The sequence below is a fragment of the Avibacterium sp. 21-599 genome, assembly GCF_026226765.1.
GTDB lineage: Bacteria > Pseudomonadota > Gammaproteobacteria > Enterobacterales > Pasteurellaceae > Avibacterium.
Map to the genome: position 1 here is coordinate 723,256 of NZ_JAKKOB010000001.1, position 18,290 is coordinate 741,545.

16 protein-coding genes and 2 pseudogenes are annotated in these 18,290 nt (G+C 42.0%); 12 read left to right on the plus strand and 6 right to left on the minus strand.

The annotated features are described in order from the left end of the window. The first annotated feature begins 16 nt into the window (after positions 1–16). From L5B83_RS03545 to tkt, 6 genes are all read left to right on the plus strand, one after another. Positions 17–1,003: a TRAP transporter substrate-binding protein gene (locus L5B83_RS03545; protein ID WP_265777602.1), complete on the plus strand. Its 987-nt coding sequence runs from the start codon at positions 17–19 to the stop codon at positions 1,001–1,003. A 123-nt stretch (positions 1,004–1,126) separates the two neighbouring features. Beyond that, a complete protein-coding gene (locus L5B83_RS03550) occupies positions 1,127–2,578 on the plus strand; it encodes an FGGY-family carbohydrate kinase (RefSeq protein ID WP_265777603.1) in 1,452 nt (483 codons plus the stop codon). 46 nt (positions 2,579–2,624) lie between these two features. Continuing rightward, positions 2,625–3,485: an L-ribulose-5-phosphate 3-epimerase gene (locus L5B83_RS03555; protein WP_265777604.1), complete on the plus strand. Its 861-nt coding sequence runs from the start codon at positions 2,625–2,627 to the stop codon at positions 3,483–3,485. Beyond that, positions 3,479–4,174 (plus strand): L-ribulose-5-phosphate 4-epimerase, encoded by a 696-nt coding sequence (gene araD, locus L5B83_RS03560; RefSeq protein ID WP_250363909.1) that lies wholly within the window; start codon positions 3,479–3,481, stop codon positions 4,172–4,174. The genes L5B83_RS03555 and araD overlap by 7 nt, the downstream gene beginning before the upstream one ends. Before the next feature lie 12 nt (positions 4,175–4,186). Next, complete coding sequence (locus tag L5B83_RS03565; RefSeq protein WP_265777605.1) at positions 4,187–4,864, plus strand: 3-keto-L-gulonate-6-phosphate decarboxylase UlaD; 678 nt, start codon at positions 4,187–4,189, stop codon at positions 4,862–4,864. Positions 4,865–5,032: 168 nt separating this feature from the next. Further along, positions 5,033–7,030: a transketolase gene (gene tkt / locus L5B83_RS03570; protein WP_265777606.1), complete on the plus strand. Its 1,998-nt coding sequence runs from the start codon at positions 5,033–5,035 to the stop codon at positions 7,028–7,030. A 174-nt stretch (positions 7,031–7,204) separates the two neighbouring features. Here tkt and dtd read toward each other — a convergent pair whose 3' ends face one another. The 3 genes from dtd to L5B83_RS03585 are packed head-to-tail and all read right to left on the minus strand — an operon-like array spanning position 7,205 to position 8,975. Further along, the gene (dtd, locus tag L5B83_RS03575) at positions 7,205–7,639 is read right to left on the minus strand and encodes a D-aminoacyl-tRNA deacylase (protein ID WP_265777607.1); all 435 of its coding nucleotides are present in this window, start codon (positions 7,637–7,639) and stop codon (positions 7,205–7,207) included. Next, positions 7,639–8,502 (minus strand): virulence factor BrkB family protein, encoded by an 864-nt coding sequence (locus L5B83_RS03580; protein WP_265777608.1) that lies wholly within the window; start codon positions 8,500–8,502, stop codon positions 7,639–7,641. The genes dtd and L5B83_RS03580 overlap by 1 nt, the downstream gene beginning before the upstream one ends. Beyond that, the gene (locus tag L5B83_RS03585; RefSeq protein ID WP_265777609.1) at positions 8,478–8,975 is read right to left on the minus strand and encodes a YchJ family protein; all 498 of its coding nucleotides are present in this window, start codon (positions 8,973–8,975) and stop codon (positions 8,478–8,480) included. The genes L5B83_RS03580 and L5B83_RS03585 overlap by 25 nt, the downstream gene beginning before the upstream one ends. Before the next feature lie 177 nt (positions 8,976–9,152). Here L5B83_RS03585 and L5B83_RS03590 point away from each other — a divergent pair, with 177 nt between their 5' ends. Beyond that, positions 9,153–10,652: a helicase HerA-like C-terminal domain-containing protein gene (locus L5B83_RS03590; protein WP_250351365.1), complete on the plus strand. Its 1,500-nt coding sequence runs from the start codon at positions 9,153–9,155 to the stop codon at positions 10,650–10,652. Positions 10,653–10,820: 168 nt separating this feature from the next. Here the strand turns inward: L5B83_RS03590 and L5B83_RS03595 are convergent, their stop codons facing one another. Both L5B83_RS03595 and glmU read right to left on the minus strand, forming a co-directional pair. After that, the gene (locus L5B83_RS03595; RefSeq protein ID WP_265777610.1) at positions 10,821–11,732 is read right to left on the minus strand and encodes a mechanosensitive ion channel family protein; all 912 of its coding nucleotides are present in this window, start codon (positions 11,730–11,732) and stop codon (positions 10,821–10,823) included. Positions 11,733–12,170: 438 nt separating this feature from the next. Then, complete coding sequence (gene glmU / locus L5B83_RS03600) at positions 12,171–13,541, minus strand: bifunctional UDP-N-acetylglucosamine diphosphorylase/glucosamine-1-phosphate N-acetyltransferase GlmU (protein WP_265777611.1); 1,371 nt, start codon at positions 13,539–13,541, stop codon at positions 12,171–12,173. Between the two features lie 88 nt (positions 13,542–13,629). Between glmU and L5B83_RS03605 the strand changes: the two genes are divergently transcribed. Both L5B83_RS03605 and L5B83_RS12405 read left to right on the plus strand, forming a co-directional pair. Next, positions 13,630–14,751 carry an anhydro-N-acetylmuramic acid kinase gene (locus L5B83_RS03605; RefSeq protein ID WP_265777612.1) on the plus strand — a complete coding sequence of 374 codons (1,122 nt, stop codon included), beginning with the start codon at positions 13,630–13,632 and terminating at the stop codon, positions 14,749–14,751. A 167-nt stretch (positions 14,752–14,918) separates the two neighbouring features. Continuing rightward, a pseudogene (locus tag L5B83_RS12405) lies at positions 14,919–14,993 on the plus strand (IS3 family transposase); the annotation flags it as partial. A 70-nt stretch (positions 14,994–15,063) separates the two neighbouring features. Here the strand turns inward: L5B83_RS12405 and L5B83_RS03610 are convergent. Further along, positions 15,064–15,375: a hypothetical protein gene (locus L5B83_RS03610; protein ID WP_265777613.1), complete on the minus strand. Its 312-nt coding sequence runs from the start codon at positions 15,373–15,375 to the stop codon at positions 15,064–15,066. Between the two features lie 8 nt (positions 15,376–15,383). On the opposite strand from L5B83_RS03610, the pseudogene L5B83_RS03615 reads away from it, so the two are divergent. The 3 genes and pseudogenes from L5B83_RS03615 to L5B83_RS03625 form a co-directional block, all read left to right on the plus strand. Continuing rightward, positions 15,384–15,567: pseudogene (locus L5B83_RS03615) on the plus strand (transposase); the annotation flags it as partial. Between the two features lie 262 nt (positions 15,568–15,829). Continuing rightward, positions 15,830–16,513 carry an IS3 family transposase gene (locus tag L5B83_RS03620; RefSeq protein ID WP_265778369.1) on the plus strand — a complete coding sequence of 228 codons (684 nt, stop codon included), beginning with the start codon at positions 15,830–15,832 and terminating at the stop codon, positions 16,511–16,513. Between the two features lie 382 nt (positions 16,514–16,895). After that, on the plus strand, positions 16,896–18,260 hold the full coding sequence (locus L5B83_RS03625; RefSeq protein ID WP_250351082.1) for a diaminobutyrate--2-oxoglutarate transaminase: 1,365 nt from the start codon (positions 16,896–16,898) through the stop codon (positions 18,258–18,260). The last annotated feature ends 30 nt before the right edge of the window (positions 18,261–18,290 follow it).

The following is an 18,290-nucleotide window of genomic DNA, read 5'->3' on the forward strand; positions in this document are numbered from 1 at the left end:
ACCCAAGGAGAGAACTATGAAACTATTCAATCTAAAAACCTTAGCAACCTTAGTAACTAGTGCGTTTATGCTAGCTTCAACCGCTAATGCGGCAACCACATTACGTTTTGGTTATGAAGCTCCTCGTAGTGATACACAACACATTGCCGCGAAAAAATTTAATGAATTGTTAAAAGAAAAAACCAAAGGAGAATTAAAGCTCAGCTTATTTCCAGATAGCACCTTAGGTAATGCACAAACGATGATTAGTGCAGTACGCGGCGGCACTATTGATATTGAAATGTCTGGTTCACCGAATTTTACTGGGTTAGAACCGAAATTAAATGTGATTGATATTCCGTTTATTTTTAAAGATCGTGAACACGTGTATAAAGTGCTAGACGGTGAGATTGGACAAGGGTTATTGAAAGATCTTGAAGCGCAAGGATTAAAAGGCTTAGCATTTTGGGACGTCGGATTCCGTGCCTTTTCTAATTCTAAACACCCCGTAACTAAACCTGAAGATATTAAAGGATTGAAAGTGCGTACAAACCAAAATCCAATGTATATTCAAGCCTTTAGCCTATTAGGTGCAAACCCCGTTCCAATGCCACTTTCAGAGCTTTATACCGCACTTGAAACCCGTGCGGTGGATGCACAAGAACATCCCATTGGCATTTTCTGGTCAGCAAAATTGTATGAAGTACAAAAATATTTAAGCCAAACCAATCACGGTTATACGCCATTAATTGTTGTGATGAACAAAGCCAAATTTGATGGGCTTAGCCCAGCATTACAACAAGCGATTGTTTCTGCGGCAAAAGAAGCGGGGCAATATCAGCGTGATCTGAATGTAAAAAATGAACAAGAGATTATCGCGAATTTACGCAAAGCAGGGGTAGAAGTGATTGAAAAAGTCGACACCACCCCATTTAAAGCGGTGATTGAAGCGGACGTACGCAAATCGTTTATTGATAAACACGGCGATACCTTAGTAAAAGAAATTGATGCGTTAGCACAATAATTCATCGGTCAATCATTAGAGAAAGTGCGGTGTAATTTTTACGCATTTTGTATAGAACACCGCCACTTTTTGATTGAAGAATAAAAGAGGTTGCCTGATGAATTGCAGTTTGGAGTAGAAAGAATGGATTACTATTTAGGCATTGATTGCGGTGGTACCTTTATCAAAGCCGCATTATTTGATGCAAAGGGCAAAATGTTTGCCTGCATACGAGAAAATGTGCCAGTCATTAGTGAGCAAGCCGGCTATGCGGAGCGTGATATGAGGCATTTATGGCAAGTTTGTGCTAACGTCATCAAAAAGACCATTACGCAAAGTGAGATCTGCCCGACACATATTAAAGGGGTTGGCATTTCTGCTCAAGGTAAAGGTGTTTTTTTACTTGATCAACAAAATGCCCCGCTTGGACGAGCCATTCTTTCCTCAGATCAACGCGCATTAGAAATTGTACGGCAATGGCAACAAGCAGGGATTCCTGAAAAATTATATCCCCATACACGGCAGACATTATGGACCGGACACCCTGTTTCGATTTTACGCTGGCTTAAAGATTATGAACCTGAGCGTTATCACAATATCGGGGCAATCTTGATGTCGCACGATTACCTGCGTTTTTGTTTAACGGGGGAATTGGCTTGTGAAGAAACCAATATTTCAGAATCCAATTTATACAATATGCAGACGCAACACTATGATCCTCAGTTAGCGGAAATGCTTGGATTAGATCACATCACCGAAAAACTGCCCCCAATTGTTAAAGCCAATCAAATTGCCGGCTACGTCAATGCCGAAGCCGCCAAACTCACTGGCTTAGCCCAAGGCACGCCCGTTGTAGGGGGATTGTTTGATGTGGTTTCTACGGCACTTTGTGCGGGATTAGATGATGAAACAAAATTAAATATCGTGTTAGGGACTTGGTCTGTTGTGAGTGGCGTGACAGATCATATTGATGATACTCAACACATTCCCTTCGTATATGGACGTTATGCACAAAAAGGCAAATTTATTATTCACGAAGCTAGCCCTACTTCAGCGGGCAATCTTGAATGGTTTGTAAAAGAATGGGGCAATCTGAGTTATCAAACCATCAATGATGGCGTTGCCGCATTACCCGTCAGTGAAAGTGCGGTGCTTTTTGTGCCATTTTTATATGGTTCAAATGCAGGGCTTGGTATGAAATCAGGGTTTTATGGTATTCAAGCTCATCACAACAAAATGCATTTATTCCAAGCAATTTATGAAGGTGTGCTATTTAGTATGAAATATCACCTTGATCGTATGTTGCAACGATTCCCTAATCCACAAGTGTTGCGTATTACAGGTGGTCCTGCAAAATCCCAAGTATGGATGCAAATGCTCGCTGATCTCACGGGAATGAAAATTGAAGTCCCTGAGATTGAAGAAACAGGCTGTCTTGGTGCGGCAATGATGGCAATGGAAGGCACGCGAGGGCATACAATGTCAATGACTGCCAAACAACAATGCTTTATACCTAATTCGCAAAACTTTGCAAGTTATCAGAAAAAATATCAGCGTTATCAACAGTTTGTTTCCGCATTACAAGCCTTGCTGTAAACAAAAGTGCGGTTGAAATTTTATGACTTTTTATTAGGACGAAACAATGAGAAAACACAAACTCGGCATTTATGAAAAAACCCTACCCAAAAACATCAGCTGGCAAGATAGACTTTCCATCGCCAAAGCCTGTGGCTTTGATTTTGTCGAAATCTCCATTGATGAAACAGATGAACGATTGAGCCGATTAGATTGGAGCAAGACACAACGCCTTGAACTGGTGCAAGCCATTATCAATACGGGGATCACCATTCCCTCAATGTGCCTTTCTGCCCATCGTCGCTTTCCTTTTGGCAGTCACGACGAAACGCTTCGCCAAAAAGCCTATGAGATTATGGAAAAAGCCATTCAGTTGGCGGTAGATGTGGGTATCCGCACCATTCAATTGGCGGGTTATGATGTGTATTACGAAGAACAAGACGAAAGCACGTTAGCACGCTTTCAACAAGGAATGGAATGGGCGGTTGAGTTAGCGGCAAGCAATCAAGTCACACTTGCAATGGAAATTATGGATACCCCATTTATGAGTTCCATTACCCGCTGGAAAAAATGGGATAACCTCATTCGCTCCCCTTGGTTTACTGTCTATCCTGACCTCGGCAATCTTTCTGCGTGGAATGATAATGTGGTCGAGGAATTACAATTAGGCATCGACAAAATTTCCGCGATTCATTTGAAAGACACCTATAAAGTTACCGAAACCTGCAAAGGGCAGTTCCGCGATGTCCCCTTTGGCAAAGGCTGCGTAGATTTTGTTACCTGCTTTAAAACCCTTGCCGAACTAAATTATCGCGGGGCGTTTCTCATTGAAATGTGGACAGAAAAAGCCGATGAACCGATTGAAGAAATCATTAACGCACGCCGTTTTATTGAGCAACAAATGCAACAAGGAGGATTCCAATGCTAGCCGAATTACGCGAAAAAGTGTTACACGCCAATCTTGCCCTACCAAAACATCATTTGGTGACCTTTACGTGGGGAAATGTCAGCGAAATAGACCGCACTTCAGGGCTGGTCGCCATTAAGCCATCAGGGGTGGACTATGACAAGATGACGGCAGAGGATATTGTGATTGTCGATGTGCATACAGGGGAACGCGTGTGGGGAAATAAAAAACCGTCTTCAGATACCCCAACTCATCTAGCCCTGTATCGTCAATTTCCTGATATTGGCGGGATTGTACATACCCACTCACGGCACGCCACCATTTGGGCGCAAGCTGGGTTAGATTTAATTGCCGCCGGCACAACCCACGCGGATTATTTTTATGGCAGCATTCCTTGTACACGAAAAATGACTGACGAAGAAATTAACGGGAATTACGAGCTTGAAACCGGTAATGTGATTGTGGAAACCTTCCGCCAGCGCAAGATTAATGCGAAAGACGTGCCTGCCGTATTAGTCCATTCACACGGGCCTTTTGCGTGGGGAAGCGATGCAGAAAATGCGGTGCATAACGCAGTTGTGTTAGAAGAAATTGGCTATATGAATTTATTCAGCCATCAGTTAAATGCAAATTTAACCTCAATGCAACCCGTGTTATTGGATAAACATTATTTGCGTAAACACGGCAAAAATGCGTATTATGGGCAGTAAAAGGAGGCAATAATGGCAAAACCGTTATTACAAATTGCATTAGATTCACTAACTCTTGAAAAAGGATTAGTGGATGCCAAACAGGCCGCCCCTTTTGTTGATGTGATTGAAGTCGGGACGATTTTAGCTTGTGCAGAAGGAATGAAATCAGTCAAAATTTTGACCGCACTTTATCCTGAACATATTATTGTCTGTGATCTAAAAACAACCGATGGTGGCGCAATTCTCGCGCAAATGGCCTTTGATGCAGGCGCTGATTGGCTGACAGTTTCGGCGGCAGCACATCCAGCAACCAAAGCAAGTTGTCAGCAAGTTGCAAACGCCTTTAATAAAGCCCACCCCGATCTGAAAGTAAAAAAAGAAATCCAAATTGAATTGTATGGTAACTGGACACTTGATGATGCAAAACAATGGTTAGATCTCGGTGTAACGCAGGCGATTTATCACCGTTCTAGAGATGCTGAATTGGCAGGGAAAGGGTGGACAGAGACGGATCTTCACTTGATGAAACAACTTTCTGAACTTGGTTTTTCGCTTTCTATTACAGGAGGCATTGTTCCACAAGATATTCATTTATTTAAAGAGATTAAAAATGTGAAAGCCTTTATTGCAGGCAGAGCGTTGGTTGGGGATAGCGGACAAGCAACGGCGAGCGCAATATTAACTGAAATAGATCGTTACTGGTCGTAATGCGTTCTTTCAGTCCCTTGTCAGATACCAAACGATGATGTTTGGTATCTTTTATTCATTAGGCATAACGCTTATAAATACTAATCAAATTAATTGCTATTTTTTCACAATAAATCGGGTAGAATAGCCAGCATTCAGTTTTTACATTTGATAACTAGGAGAACAAAAATGTCGAATCGAAAAGAATTAGCCAATGCCATTCGTTTTTTAAGTATGGATGCCGTGCAAAAAGCCAAATCAGGGCATCCGGGAGCGCCAATGGGAATGGCGGATATTGCAGAAGTATTATGGCGTGATTTTTTAGTACATAACCCAACCAATCCTAAATGGTCAAACCGCGATAGATTTGTGTTATCAAATGGTCACGGCTCGATGCTTATTTATAGCTTATTACACCTTACTGGCTATGATTTATCTATTTCCGACCTTCAACAATTCCGTCAATTACATTCCAAAACCCCGGGACACCCTGAATATGGCTATGCACCGGGCGTAGAGACCACCACCGGGCCATTAGGTCAGGGTATTACCAATGCGGTAGGTATGGCGATTGCGGAGAAAACTCTTGCAGCCCAATTTAACCGCCCAGACCACGAAATTATTAACCACTACACTTATGCCTTTTTGGGTGACGGCTGTTTAATGGAAGGGATTTCACACGAGGCGTGTTCATTAGCGGGAACCTTAGGCTTAGGCAAACTAATCGCTTTCTATGATGACAACAATATTTCCATTGATGGCGAAGTAGACGGTTGGTTTACCGATAACACAAAACAACGTTTCGAAGCCTATAATTGGCAAGTTATTGGTCAAATTGACGGGCATAATCCCGAAGCCATTGCCGAGGCAATTAAACAAGCGCAAGCAGAGAAACATCGCCCAACCTTGATTATCTGTAAAACAACCATTGGTTATGGCTCACCAAACAAAGCCGGTTCACACGACAGTCACGGTGCGCCATTAGGTGAGGAAGAAATCGCCTTAACCCGTAAAAATTTAGGATGGAACTACGCACCGTTTGACATTCCAGCAGAAATTTATGCCCAATGGGATGCGAAAGAAAAAGGTCAGCAAGCAGAACAGGCGTGGAATGAAAAATGGACAGCCTATCGCCAAGCTTATCCTGAATTAAGTGCTGAGCTTGAACGTCGCTTAAGCGGGGAATTACCGGCGAATTGGGCAACCGAAAGCCAAGCATTCATTGAAAAGTTACAAGCAAATCCTGCCAGCATTGCGAGCCGTAAAGCCTCACAGAACGCCATTGAAGCTTATGCCCCATTATTGCCAGAGTTGTTAGGCGGTTCAGCGGATTTAGCGGGGTCTAACTTAACCTTATGGTCAGGTTCACGCCCAATTCGTGCAACAGCAAACCAAGATGGTAATTACCTCAACTACGGCGTGCGTGAGTTCGGTATGTCTGCCATTATGAATGGAATTGCCTTACACGGTGGCTTCATTCCTTATGGTGCAACGTTCTTAATGTTTATGGAATATGCGCATAATGCCGTAAGAATGGCCGCATTAATGAAACAACGTGCGTTATTTGTTTATACTCACGACTCCATTGGTTTAGGTGAAGATGGCCCAACTCACCAGCCAGTAGAACAAACCGCGACATTACGTTTAATCCCAAATTTAGAAACGTGGCGTCCGTGCGACCAAGTGGAATCAGCAGTCGCGTGGAAAGCCGCCATTGAGCGTAAAGATGGCCCGAGCGCGATGATTTTCAGCCGTCAAAATTTAACTCAAATGGACAGAACCCCAGCACAATTAGCCAATGTCGCACGTGGTGGTTATATTTTAACAGATAGCGAAGGTACGCCAGATTTAATCTTCATTGCAACTGGTTCAGAAGTTGAATTAGCCGTAAAAGCCGCGGAGCAACTTCGTCAAGAAGGTAAAAACGTGCGTGTGGTTTCAATGCCTTCAACCAACGTGTTTGACAAACAAGATGACGCATACCGTGAAAGCGTGTTGCCAAGTAACGTGACCAAACGTGTTGCAATTGAAGCTGGCATTAGCGAATTTTGGTATAAATACGTTGGTTTTGGTGGACGAATCGTGGGAATGAACACCTTTGGCGAATCAGCACCAGCGGGTGAATTATTCAAACTGTTTGGCTTCACCGTAGAAAATGTCATCGCAAAAGCGAAAGAAATTCTCTAATTTTTGACCGCACTTTAAATTAACCAAAACCTCAGGAAAACCTGAGGTTTTTATTTACGGGGAGGTTTTGTGAAGTGTATAAGTAAAAGCCAGCATTAAAAGAACATTTAAACATCAACACTATGCCTTTTTCCTTTGAATAATGGCTTTTTATATCAAAAGAATTCGCATTATCTATATTTGTAACCAAAAAGTCACAGGGCCATCATTGGTCAGGCTAACTTGCATATCCGCAGCAAATCTTCCCGTTGCGGTTGAAATGCGTTCACTGCATTTCTGGACAAAATAATCATAAAGCTGCTCGGCTTTTTGTGGGGCTGCACCATTAGAGAAACTGGGGCGTAGCCCTTTTTGTGTGTCTGCGACAAGAGTGAATTGGGAAACGACAAGCAATTCACCGTTTACTTGTTGGACATTTAAATTCATTTTACCTTGTTCATCGCTGAATACTCGGTAGTTCAGTACTTTTTCCATTAAGCGATCTGCTTTGTTTTCATCATCTTCTTTTTGTACGCCAAGTAACACGAGCAAACCCTGTTGAATTTGCCCTGTTATTTCGCCATTGATTTCTACTTTGGCTTGGGTTACGCGTTGAATTAATGCGATCATTATTGTTCCTCAATTTGTTGTAATTCAATCTCACCGTTTTTTAATAAACGCATATCACCAAGAACGGCGGCAAGTTGTGCACCGAGTAAAATGGCAATCCAGCTTAATTGAATCCACAGTAACATAATGGGCAGTGTTGCCATTGCACCATAAATAAGCTGGTAAGAAGGAAAGTTAGTGATATACCACGCAAAGGCCTGTTTGCCTAAGGTAAAGAAAATTGCGGCGACTAATGCACCTACGGCAGAATGTTTTATGCTAACGGGTTTATTCGGCACAATTTTATAAATTAAGGTGAAAATAAACCACGTCAGTATAAAGGGGATAAAACTCAGTATTTTTAAGCCAAAGGGTAGGCTCAGATCTGATTGGAGAAAATTGCTCGCAAGATTGGTGACATAAGTACTCACCCCAATACTGGTTGCAATGATGATAGGGCCAAGCGTGAGAATTAACCAATAAATTGCAAATGAAAAAATGGTTGGGCGCACACTGCCATCGTGCCAAATACTATTTAAGGTGCGGTCAATCGAATTGATGAGTAATAATGCCACCACAATTAAACTGATGATACCTACCGCACTCATTTGTTTAGAATTAGCAACAAATTGGTCAATATATTCGCCAACCGTATCACTGGCAGCAGGCGCAAAGTTGGTAAAAATAAAGTGCTTTAGCTCCCCAGTTACTTCGTTAAATACTGGAAAGGCAGAGAAAATAGAAAAAATCACCATAATCAGCGGAACAAGCGCCAACATCGTGCTGTACGTGAGATACCCCGCTGCTTGGGTAAGTTTATTTTGGTTGAAACGTAACCAAAATACGTTAAGAAAGAGGCTTAGTTTTCGCCATAAAACTGACATAACATCACTCCACAACAATGTTTAAATTTTTTTCCTGAACCGCAAATGCAAGGCTGTTTCATCGCCGGCAGGCTAACCGTAGGATCAGCAAAATACCAGCGTTCATCTACTTTGACAAATAGCGATTTTTCGTGATGAATTTGCTTTCCCTCAGGGCTAGCAAATTGTGCGTTAAATTCCACCACACTGTGCTTTTTATCTAATTCAGGTTCGTGCTTTATGATTTCTAAACCAAGCCATTGTGTTTGTGCCGCCCATTGCTTTAAGGCCTGATAGTCCAAAAGGTTTTGTTGGCTTGGTACGGTGGTTTCCACAATATAATCAATCTGTTGCAGAACAAAAGCGGCATAACGTGAACGCATTAGCTGCTCGGCATTTTGTGCCATTTTGCGCTGTTGATGTAATGGTTGGCAACAATCTTGATATGTGTTACCCGATTGGCAAGGGCAAAGTGCGGTGCTTTTTTCGTTCATTTTTCAACAATAATTCTTCAAAGATTTAGCAAATTAGCCTAAGCATACCACATCAATTTAATGATTTCATTTGCCAAAAATAAAAACGACAGCTCCAGAAAATTGGTGATAATTTTTGACCGCACTTTATTTTTTTTTTATTATGCCCCCACATTTTGATCGATTTTAGAGGCTTATATGCAATATTCATTAGCACAAACAGAACAAGGCGAGGTTTTAGGTTTAACCGCCAAAATGGCAAACCGCCACGGTTTAATTGCGGGCGCAACTGGAACGGGAAAAACGGTTACCTTGCGTAAAATGGCAGAAGCATTCAGCGATGACGGTGTACCAGTGTTTTTGGTGGATGTCAAAGGCGATTTATCGGGCTTAGTTAAAGCGGGTGAATTTCAAGGCAAAGTGGCAGAACGAATTGCGCAATTCCATTTAGGTGGGGAAAGCTATTTGCAAGGCTATCCTGTTTCTTTCTGGGACGTATTTGGTGAAACAGGTATTCCATTGCGTACCACTATTTCAGAAATGGGACCATTGTTACTTTCTCGTTTACTCAATCTTAACGCCACGCAAGAAGGCTTACTCAATTTGGTATTCCGTGTGGCAGATGATAAAGGGTTGTTACTTATTGATCTAAAAGATTTACGCGCAATGCTCAAATATGTGGCAGAAAATGCAAAAACCTTCCAAGTGGAATATGGCAATGTTTCAGCCGCTAGTGTAGGGGCAATTCAGCGTGCCTTACTCACATTAGAGAATGAAGGGGCAACTAACCTTTTTGGTGAACCCGCATTAAATCTTGATGATTGGCTACAAACCCGTGATGGGCGTGGTGTGATTAATGTATTGAATTCAGAAAAATTAATTAACTCCCCTCGTATGTACAGCGCCTTTTTACTTTGGCTGATGGCAGAATTATTTGAGCAATTGCCTGAAGTGGGCGATCCAGAGAAACCGAAATTTGTGATGTTCTTTGATGAAGCTCATTTATTATTTGATGGCGCGCCAGCCGTATTGGTGGATAAAGTGGAGCAAGTGGTGCGTCTCATTCGTTCTAAAGGGGTAGGGATTTATTTTGTTACACAAAATCCATTAGATTTACCCGATACCGTGCTAGGACAGTTAGGGAATCGTGTACAACACGCCTTGCGTGCCTTTACGCCTCGCGATCAAAAAGCCGTTAAATCTGCAGCTGAAACCTTCCGCACAAATCCAAATGTGAATGTGGTAGAAACGATTTCTACCCTCGGTGTTGGGCAAGCATTAGTGTCTTTCCTTGATGAGAAAGGAATGCCAACCCCCGTGGAAGTGGCGTATATTTATCCACCGAAAAGCCAGCTTAAACCGATTTCTCTTGAACAGCGTAGCCAATGGGTGAAAGACGATGATCTTTATCCTTATTACCATAATTATGTGGATAATATTTCGGCTTTTGAAATGTTGCAAGAGCAAGCTGATCTTGCCGCCGTTGCACAAAAACAAGCAGAACAAGCGCAAGAGGAAGAAGAAAATGGCTTTATGGGTAGCTTAAGCAGAATGTTGTTTGGTAAGAAAAAACGTGGCGAGCAACTGAGCGTAACGGAACAAGTGGTTAGTGGCGTGGCTAAATCCGTAGGACGCAACATTCGTAACCAAATCACCAAGCAAATTATGCGCGGGATTTTAGGCGCGTTAAAAAAATAATATTTTAAATTGCATAGCGAAAGGCTTAAAACCAATGATAAGGTTTTAAGCCTTTTTTAGAGTGAATTCATATTGTGATTTTGCTAAATAAGAAGGACATAGAAAACAAAAGTGCGGTGGAAAATTTGTGATTTTTCCACCGCACTTGTATTTTTGCTCATTAACAAACTACTTCTGCTCAACCTTCAATCCAGCATTTTCAGGTAAGTGAATATTCATTTGTGGGAATGGGATTTCAATACCCGCCTCATCAAACGCAAGTTTGACTTTTTCAGTGACATCAAAATGCACTGCCCAGTAATCCGCCGTGTTTACCCAAGGGCGAACGACCAGTTGCACACTGTTTGCGGCTAACGCGCCCACGGCAATGGTTGGCTCAGGATCTTTCAATACGCGTGGGTCTTGCGCCAAGATGTTTGCCACAATGGCTTTTGCTTGCTCAATATTGGATTTGTAGGCAATATCGAAAATAAAATCAATGCGACGAGTAACGTTTCTAGAATAATTAGTAATATTATCTGCGAAAACTTTACCATTTGGTAATAAAATAGTTTTGTTATCTCCTGTTCTGAGTTCTAAAAACAATAAGCCTATCTGTTCTACTTTACCCATTGCACCTGCTGATTCAATGACATCCCCTTTGCGGAAAGGTTTAAAGATTAAAATCATTACCCCAGCGGCAAAGTTTTGGAGGGAATTTTGTAAGGCTAAACCAATCGCCAAACCTGCTGCGCCAATTAATGCAACCAGTGATGTGGTGTTGATACCAAGCTGTGAAAGTGCGGCGATAATCACCATTAAGAGGAATAAAAAATAGCTGATTGATGAGACAAAGCTGTGTAACATTTCGTCTTTAGTAGAATGCAATACGGCTTTACCAAGCAAGCGGCTGAGCAAGCGAGCGATACTTTTACCAATCACATAGATCGCAATGGCAAGCAAAATTTTTGTACCATAAGGGATCACATAATCATTCAAGAGCGTGTTCATATCCATTGAATGAACTTTATCAATTAACGCTGAGGTTTGTGCTTGAATATCCACCGTATTTTCTGCGGCTTGAGCATTTTCAGTTGTCATAAACTTTCCTTTCGATCATTAAAAATAAAAACAGCGATAAAATGCACCGCACTTTATCGCAGGGCATCATTACTTATTGTTGATGAACGTTGCATAACGGCATCGCTATTTAGTCAAAAAGATTGACGAGATGTTCCGTTCACTTTCGCTTTTTTTTTCACCGCGATAATTGTCTCTGTTTATCGACAAAACCCTAAAATAACCTATTTAAATCATATCTCGTAGGGGCGGACCTGTGTGTCCGCCCGTTTAAACATCTCTTTTTTCATCGCGCTTTATTTTGTCAAAAACAAAAGTGCAGTGGAAATTTTGACGATTTTTCCGCGATTAATTCCTTGGCTTCGGGCGAACACATCGGTTCGTCCCTACAGAATAAAGTGCGGTGAGAAAATCGCTTTTGACTAAAAAATCATCGTAATAAGCAATGAAGTAAACCAGTTATTTTTTGGCAATTTTTTCTGGGCGCTTCCACCCTTGAATATTACGCTGTGGAACGCGTGAGATCACCAGTTCATTTTCCGCAATATCTTTGGTTACCGTTGTACCAGCGCCAATGGTTGCCCCTTTCGCGATAGTAACGGGAGCAACAAGTTGGCTGTCTGAACCAACAAACACCTCATCACCAATCACGGTTTTGAATTTATTCACACCATCATAATTACAAGTGATCGTCCCTGCCCCAATATTACAATTTGCGCCAATTTCGCTATCGCCAATATAGCTCAAGTGGTTCACTTTAGAGCCTTTGCCAATGTGTGATTTTTTCACTTCAACAAAGTTGCCGATATGGGTTTGTGCAGCAAGTTTTGTACCGGGACGAATTCTTGAGAAAGGTCCAATTTGCGCGCTTTCCCCAATGACTGCATCTTCAAATACCGAGTAAGGCTTGATTTCCACATCATCGCCAATCACACAGTTTTTAATTACACAACCCGCGCCGATTTTTACACGATTACCCAATGTTACGACGCCTTCGATAATCACATTCACGTCAATTTCCACATCTTTACCGTGGGTGATTTCACCACGCAAATCAAAACGGTTTGGATCACGCAAACTCACCCCCGCAAGCAATAATTTTTCTGCTTGTTTACGTTGATAATACCGCTCAAGCTCAGCCAGTTGTAAGCGGTTATTCGCGCCTTCTACTTCCATTAAATCTTGCGCTTGCACTGCCGCCACTTTACAACCATCTTGGTTAGCAAATTTAATCACATCGGTCATATAATATTCGCCTTGAGCATTGTTATTATCCAATTTTGCTAGCCATTTTCTGAAACTCGCACCACTGGAAACCATTACCCCCGTATTCACTTCTTGAATCGCCAACTGTTCTGGGCTGGCATCTTTTTGTTCTACAATGGCGACCACATTCCCCGCTTGACGAATAATTCGCCCATAGCCAGTTGGATCTTCTAAATGCGCGGTTAATAAGGCAATGCCATTTGCTGGTTTCGCTGCAATCAATTTTTGCAACGTTTCCGCCGTAATAAGTGGCGCATCGCCATAAAGCATTACGATATTTTCATCATCGGCGAAAAAGGGCGCAGCCTGTTGCATCGCGTGTCCTGTGCCAAGTTGCACAGGTTGCAGCACCCAGTTTACATTTTCATCGGTAAGATGTTGTTGTAATAATTCTGCACCGTGGCCATAAATTAAATGAATATTATCCGCATTGAGCTGTTTCGCGGTATCAATAACGTGTTTCACCATTGGCTTACCCGCGACTTTATGCAACACTTTCGGCAAGTCGGAATACATTCTTGTGCCTTTGCCCGCTGCCAAAATCACTACACTTAACTTGTTCATAAAAATCCTTGTTCTGTCGGTTTAAGATAAAAATCTGCGCTATTTTATAATAGAATATCGCCAATTCAAATTTTCAATGGAAAAGTTTATGCTCCCTCATTATTACCTTGGCGTAATGTCTGGCACCAGTCTTGACGGCGTTGATCTCGCACTGATGGATTTTTCTGCGCAATCTGCTCAGGTGATTGCCACCGATTTTGTGCCAATGCCACCAAATTTACGAGAAAATCTCACCGCACTTTTACATTCTGGACAAAGCACCCTACAGCATATTGGTGAACTCGATCATCAACTTGGCGCACTTTATGCAGAAAGTATCAACCAGTTTTTGGCAAAATATTCTCTCCACGCAGAACAAATTCAGGCGGTGGGTTGCCACGGGCAAACCATTTGGCACGCACCGCAAGGCCAATCGCCCTTTACTTGGCAATTGGGTGATGCCAATATTATTGCCGCTCGCACAGGCATTACTACCGTGGCGGATTTTCGCCGTAAAGATATGGTTTATGGCGGACAGGGCGCACCGCTTGTACCTGCTTTTCACCATAATGTGTTTGCTGATCCCTCACGAAATACCGTGGTGTTAAATATTGGTGGGATTAGCAATATTTCTGTGCTTATTCCAAACCAGCCCGTGCTAGGTTACGACACGGGTGTGGGCAATGCGTTGCTAGATAGTTGGATCGCAAAACATCAAGGAAAAAGCTATGATAAAAATGGCGAATGGGCGGCGTCTGGGCAGATTAATCCAGCATTGTTGCAAAACTTGTTGGCAGATCCCTATTTTTCCTTGCCTGCGCCGAAAAGCACAGGACGAGAGTTATTTAATTTAGCTTGGCTAGAAAAAATTCTGCAAAAACACACCGTTCTTTCTCCTCGAGATGTGCAAGCGACGCTGGCAGAATTTACCGCACAATGCACTGCACAAGAGCTACGGCATTTAAGCCAACATAATGATCTTCCCTGCTTATTACTCGTTTGTGGCGGTGGCGCGAAAAATCCTGTTATTATGTCACATCTCAGTCGTTTACTTCCTGAATGGCAAATTGCCACCACAACAGACTACGGCTTAGACGCAGATTATTTAGAAGCCGCAGCCTTTGCGTGGTTAGCCTATCGCCGAATACATAATTTGCCCTCTAACCAACCGAGTGTAACAGGGGCAACAAAGGCAGTGAGTTTAGGCGTGATTTATCCTAAAGATAATTAAATCAGGAAAACCTGAAAACCCAGTAGGGGCAAACCGATATATTCGCCCGAAACTAAGAAATTAATCGCGGGAAAACCGTCAAAATTTCTACCGCACTTTTGTTTTTGACAAAATAAAGCGCGATGAAAAAAGAGAGGTTTAAACGGGCGGACACACAGGTCCGCCCCTACAATAATGAGCGTATTCAAGCAAAGCTAAAAGGACTAAGCCCTGTGGAATACAGAACTCAGTCCTTGAATTAAAATAGAGCCTAACTTTTTGGGGGCAGATCAAATCATGTTGGCTCTTTTCGCTGGAATTCAGGTAAATTCTCTAAATTATCAGATCTTCTTTTATTTCCTGCGGTTGTGATAAATTCATCATCATAAAGAACGACATCATCCCCAGTAATCCATTTACCATTTCTTTTCGTACCAGTTTTGATTGATAATTTTTTGTTTTCAGTAAGGATACTATTAATGCTCTAGATAAATTGAAAGTGGAGCCATCTGAAGTAAACTCTCCTTTGACACCACTGATAGAATTTTTATCTTCATCATACTGAACTTTATAAATATAGATGTCTGCTTTATTCATTTTTTCCTCCATCATTGCTTGTTCCATAAATTGTCTGAATATTCTCATTCATCCTCCCTTGGCAAAGAGGAACAAATAAAAACACGAACGGTTTACTGAGGGAGTATTTTCCGAATTACGCCCTTTTCGGAAGCACAAATACAAACCGTGGTCGATAAATTAAATCACCGACCACGCAAATGTTTAAACTGGAAAACACCTTATGAAGTTTATTTTGATAAAGTGTTGCAGTTAGTTTGACAATTTACGGCTTAATAAATAGCGTTCTTCTTTTCCTGTGGCTTCCAGTTTATTGATAGGAGTAGTGATCTACTAATTTAAAAAAGTTGGAGGAATTAGACCGGCAAAAACGACGACAGAAAAAGAGCCGCCATTCACGATTTAAAGCAAAAGTATGCGTTAGATGATTTACTAAAAGCGGCGAAAATGGCGCGCTCTACCTTTTATTATCAAGAAGTTAAGCGCGATTACACGGCAGAAAAAGCGGCAATATTCTCGTTGTATCAAGCAAGTAAACAGGCGAGATGGCTACCGCCCTTTAACGTTCAAATTACGTCAAATCGGGTTTATGTTGAATCATAAAACCGTACTGAAATTAATGAGGGCGTTGCAAATTCAGTCGATTGTTCGCCAGAAAAGGCACGGAAAGCGAGGTAAGACGGCTTTGATTGCGCCAAATGTGCTGAATCGTGATTTTACTGCGACAAAACTGAATCAGAAATGGGTGACGGATGTGACCGAATTTCATATTGGGCGAGAGAAGCTGTATTTTTCCGCATTAATGAATTTGGTGAATCGAGAAATTATCGCCTATCAGTTTGCGAGGCGCCCCAACTTTCCTTTGGTAAAAAAGATGCTGGAACAAGGGTTAAGCCAATTAAACGCCACGGATTGCCCCATTATTCACAGTGACCAAGGCGTTCTTTATCGTACAAACGCTTGGCGAAAAATGCTGGAGGGGTGCGCGATACCGAGTATGAGCCGACGCGGGAATTGCTATGATAATGCGGTGATTGAGCGTTTCTTTGCGATTTTAAAATCCGAGTGTTTTTATACGCGTAGCTATACATCAATAGAGGAATCGCAATCTGAACTTGAAGAATCTGTAGTGTATGACAATCAAAAGCGTATTAAAATGGCGTTAAAAGGACTGAGTCCTGTTCAATACAGAACTCAGTATTTATAGTTTTACAACCTGTCCAACTTTTTGGGGGCAGATCACAAGTGCGGTGTAATTTTTGATTATTTTGCCTAAATCAATAAAAATCACTTTTCTTTCTAGCAAAAAAGGGTACTATATCCCGTCTTTTGTAAGGCTTCCGCTTTACAAACTTCCAACTTTCCAATTAGGAAAAATAAAAAAGCTGAAACGCTTTTTTTAATAAGTAGCGAGTCAAAATGCCCCATGGCATCTTATTTTTAAGAATAAGAAAGCTTAGGCTTATAACGCGTATTTATTTTATTCTCAGGCAAGGCGAAATAACGCAGAATGAGGACAACAGAAATCGCGTTATCCCGCAAGGCACCCGACTTATTTTTTTAACCTCTTATTGAAGGTATAGATTAGCATGACAAACACGCCTGTAAATCCAATCAACAACGCAACCAATGAATATTATCTCAACCGCCAAAATGCAATGGAATCGAATGTGCGTAGCTATCCACGCAAATTGCCATTAGCCATTGCCAAAGCACAAGGTTGTTGGGTAACGGATGTTGAAGGTAATGAATATCTTGATTGCTTAGCTGGTGCAGGAACATTAGCGCTTGGGCATAATCACCCTGCGGTGATCCAAGCGATTCAAGATGTATTAAGTAGCGGTTTACCGCTTCACACATTAGATTTAACCACGCCATTAAAAGACGCTTTTACTGAAGAACTGCTTTCTTTCTTCCCGAAAGATCAGTATCGTCTGCAATTCTGTGGTCCTTCTGGTGCAGATGGCACAGAGGCAGCAGTAAAACTTGCCAAAACCTACACTGGACGTGGTAATGTTATCGCATTTTCTGGTGGTTACCACGGAATGACCCACGGTTCACTTTCTATGACAGGGAACTTAAATGCGAAAAACGCTGTACAAAACTTAATGGCTGGCGTGCAATTTATGCCTTATCCGCACGAATACCGTTGTCCATTGGGTCTAGGTGGCGAAGCGGGGGTAGAGGCACTAACCTATTATTTTGAAAACTTTATTGAAGATGTAGAAAGCGGTGTGGTAAAACCGGCAGCGGTGATCCTTGAAGCGATTCAAGGGGAAGGCGGTGTGGTAACGGCGCCTGTGAAATGGTTACAAAAAATCCGTGAAGTAACGAAAAAACACGGTATTGTGTTAATCCTTGATGAAGTGCAAGCGGGTTTCTGTCGTTCAGGAAAAATGTTTGCCTTTGAATATGCCGGTATTGAACCTGATATTGTGGTAATGTCAAAAGCCGTAGGGGGCAGTTTGCCATTGGCAGTGCTTGCCATTCGTAAAGAATTTGATGCGTGGCAACCAGCAGGACATACAGGCACATTCCGCGGTAACCAAATGGCAATGGCGACGGGGTATGCGTCATTAAAAATTATGCGTGAGCAAAACTTAGCGCAAAATGCCTTAGAACGTGGTGATTTCTTACAAACTGAATTGAAAAAATTAGCACAACAATTCCCTTGTATCGGTAACGTGCGCGGACGTGGTTTAATGATCGGGATTGAGATCGTTGATGAACGTCAAGCGCAAGATCGCATTGGGGCATATCCAGCAGATGGTGAACTGGCTGCCGCAATTCAAAAAGCCTGCTTTAACAATAAGTTATTACTAGAGCGTGGTGGTCGTGGTGGTAATGTCGTGCGTATTCTTTGCCCACTTATCATCACGCAAGCGGAAAGTGAAGAATTAATCAAACGCTTTGCTCAATCCGTAGCAGATGCCTTAAAAGCCGTGCGTGGCTAATTATTAATCTAGCTAAATGGGATAGCACAA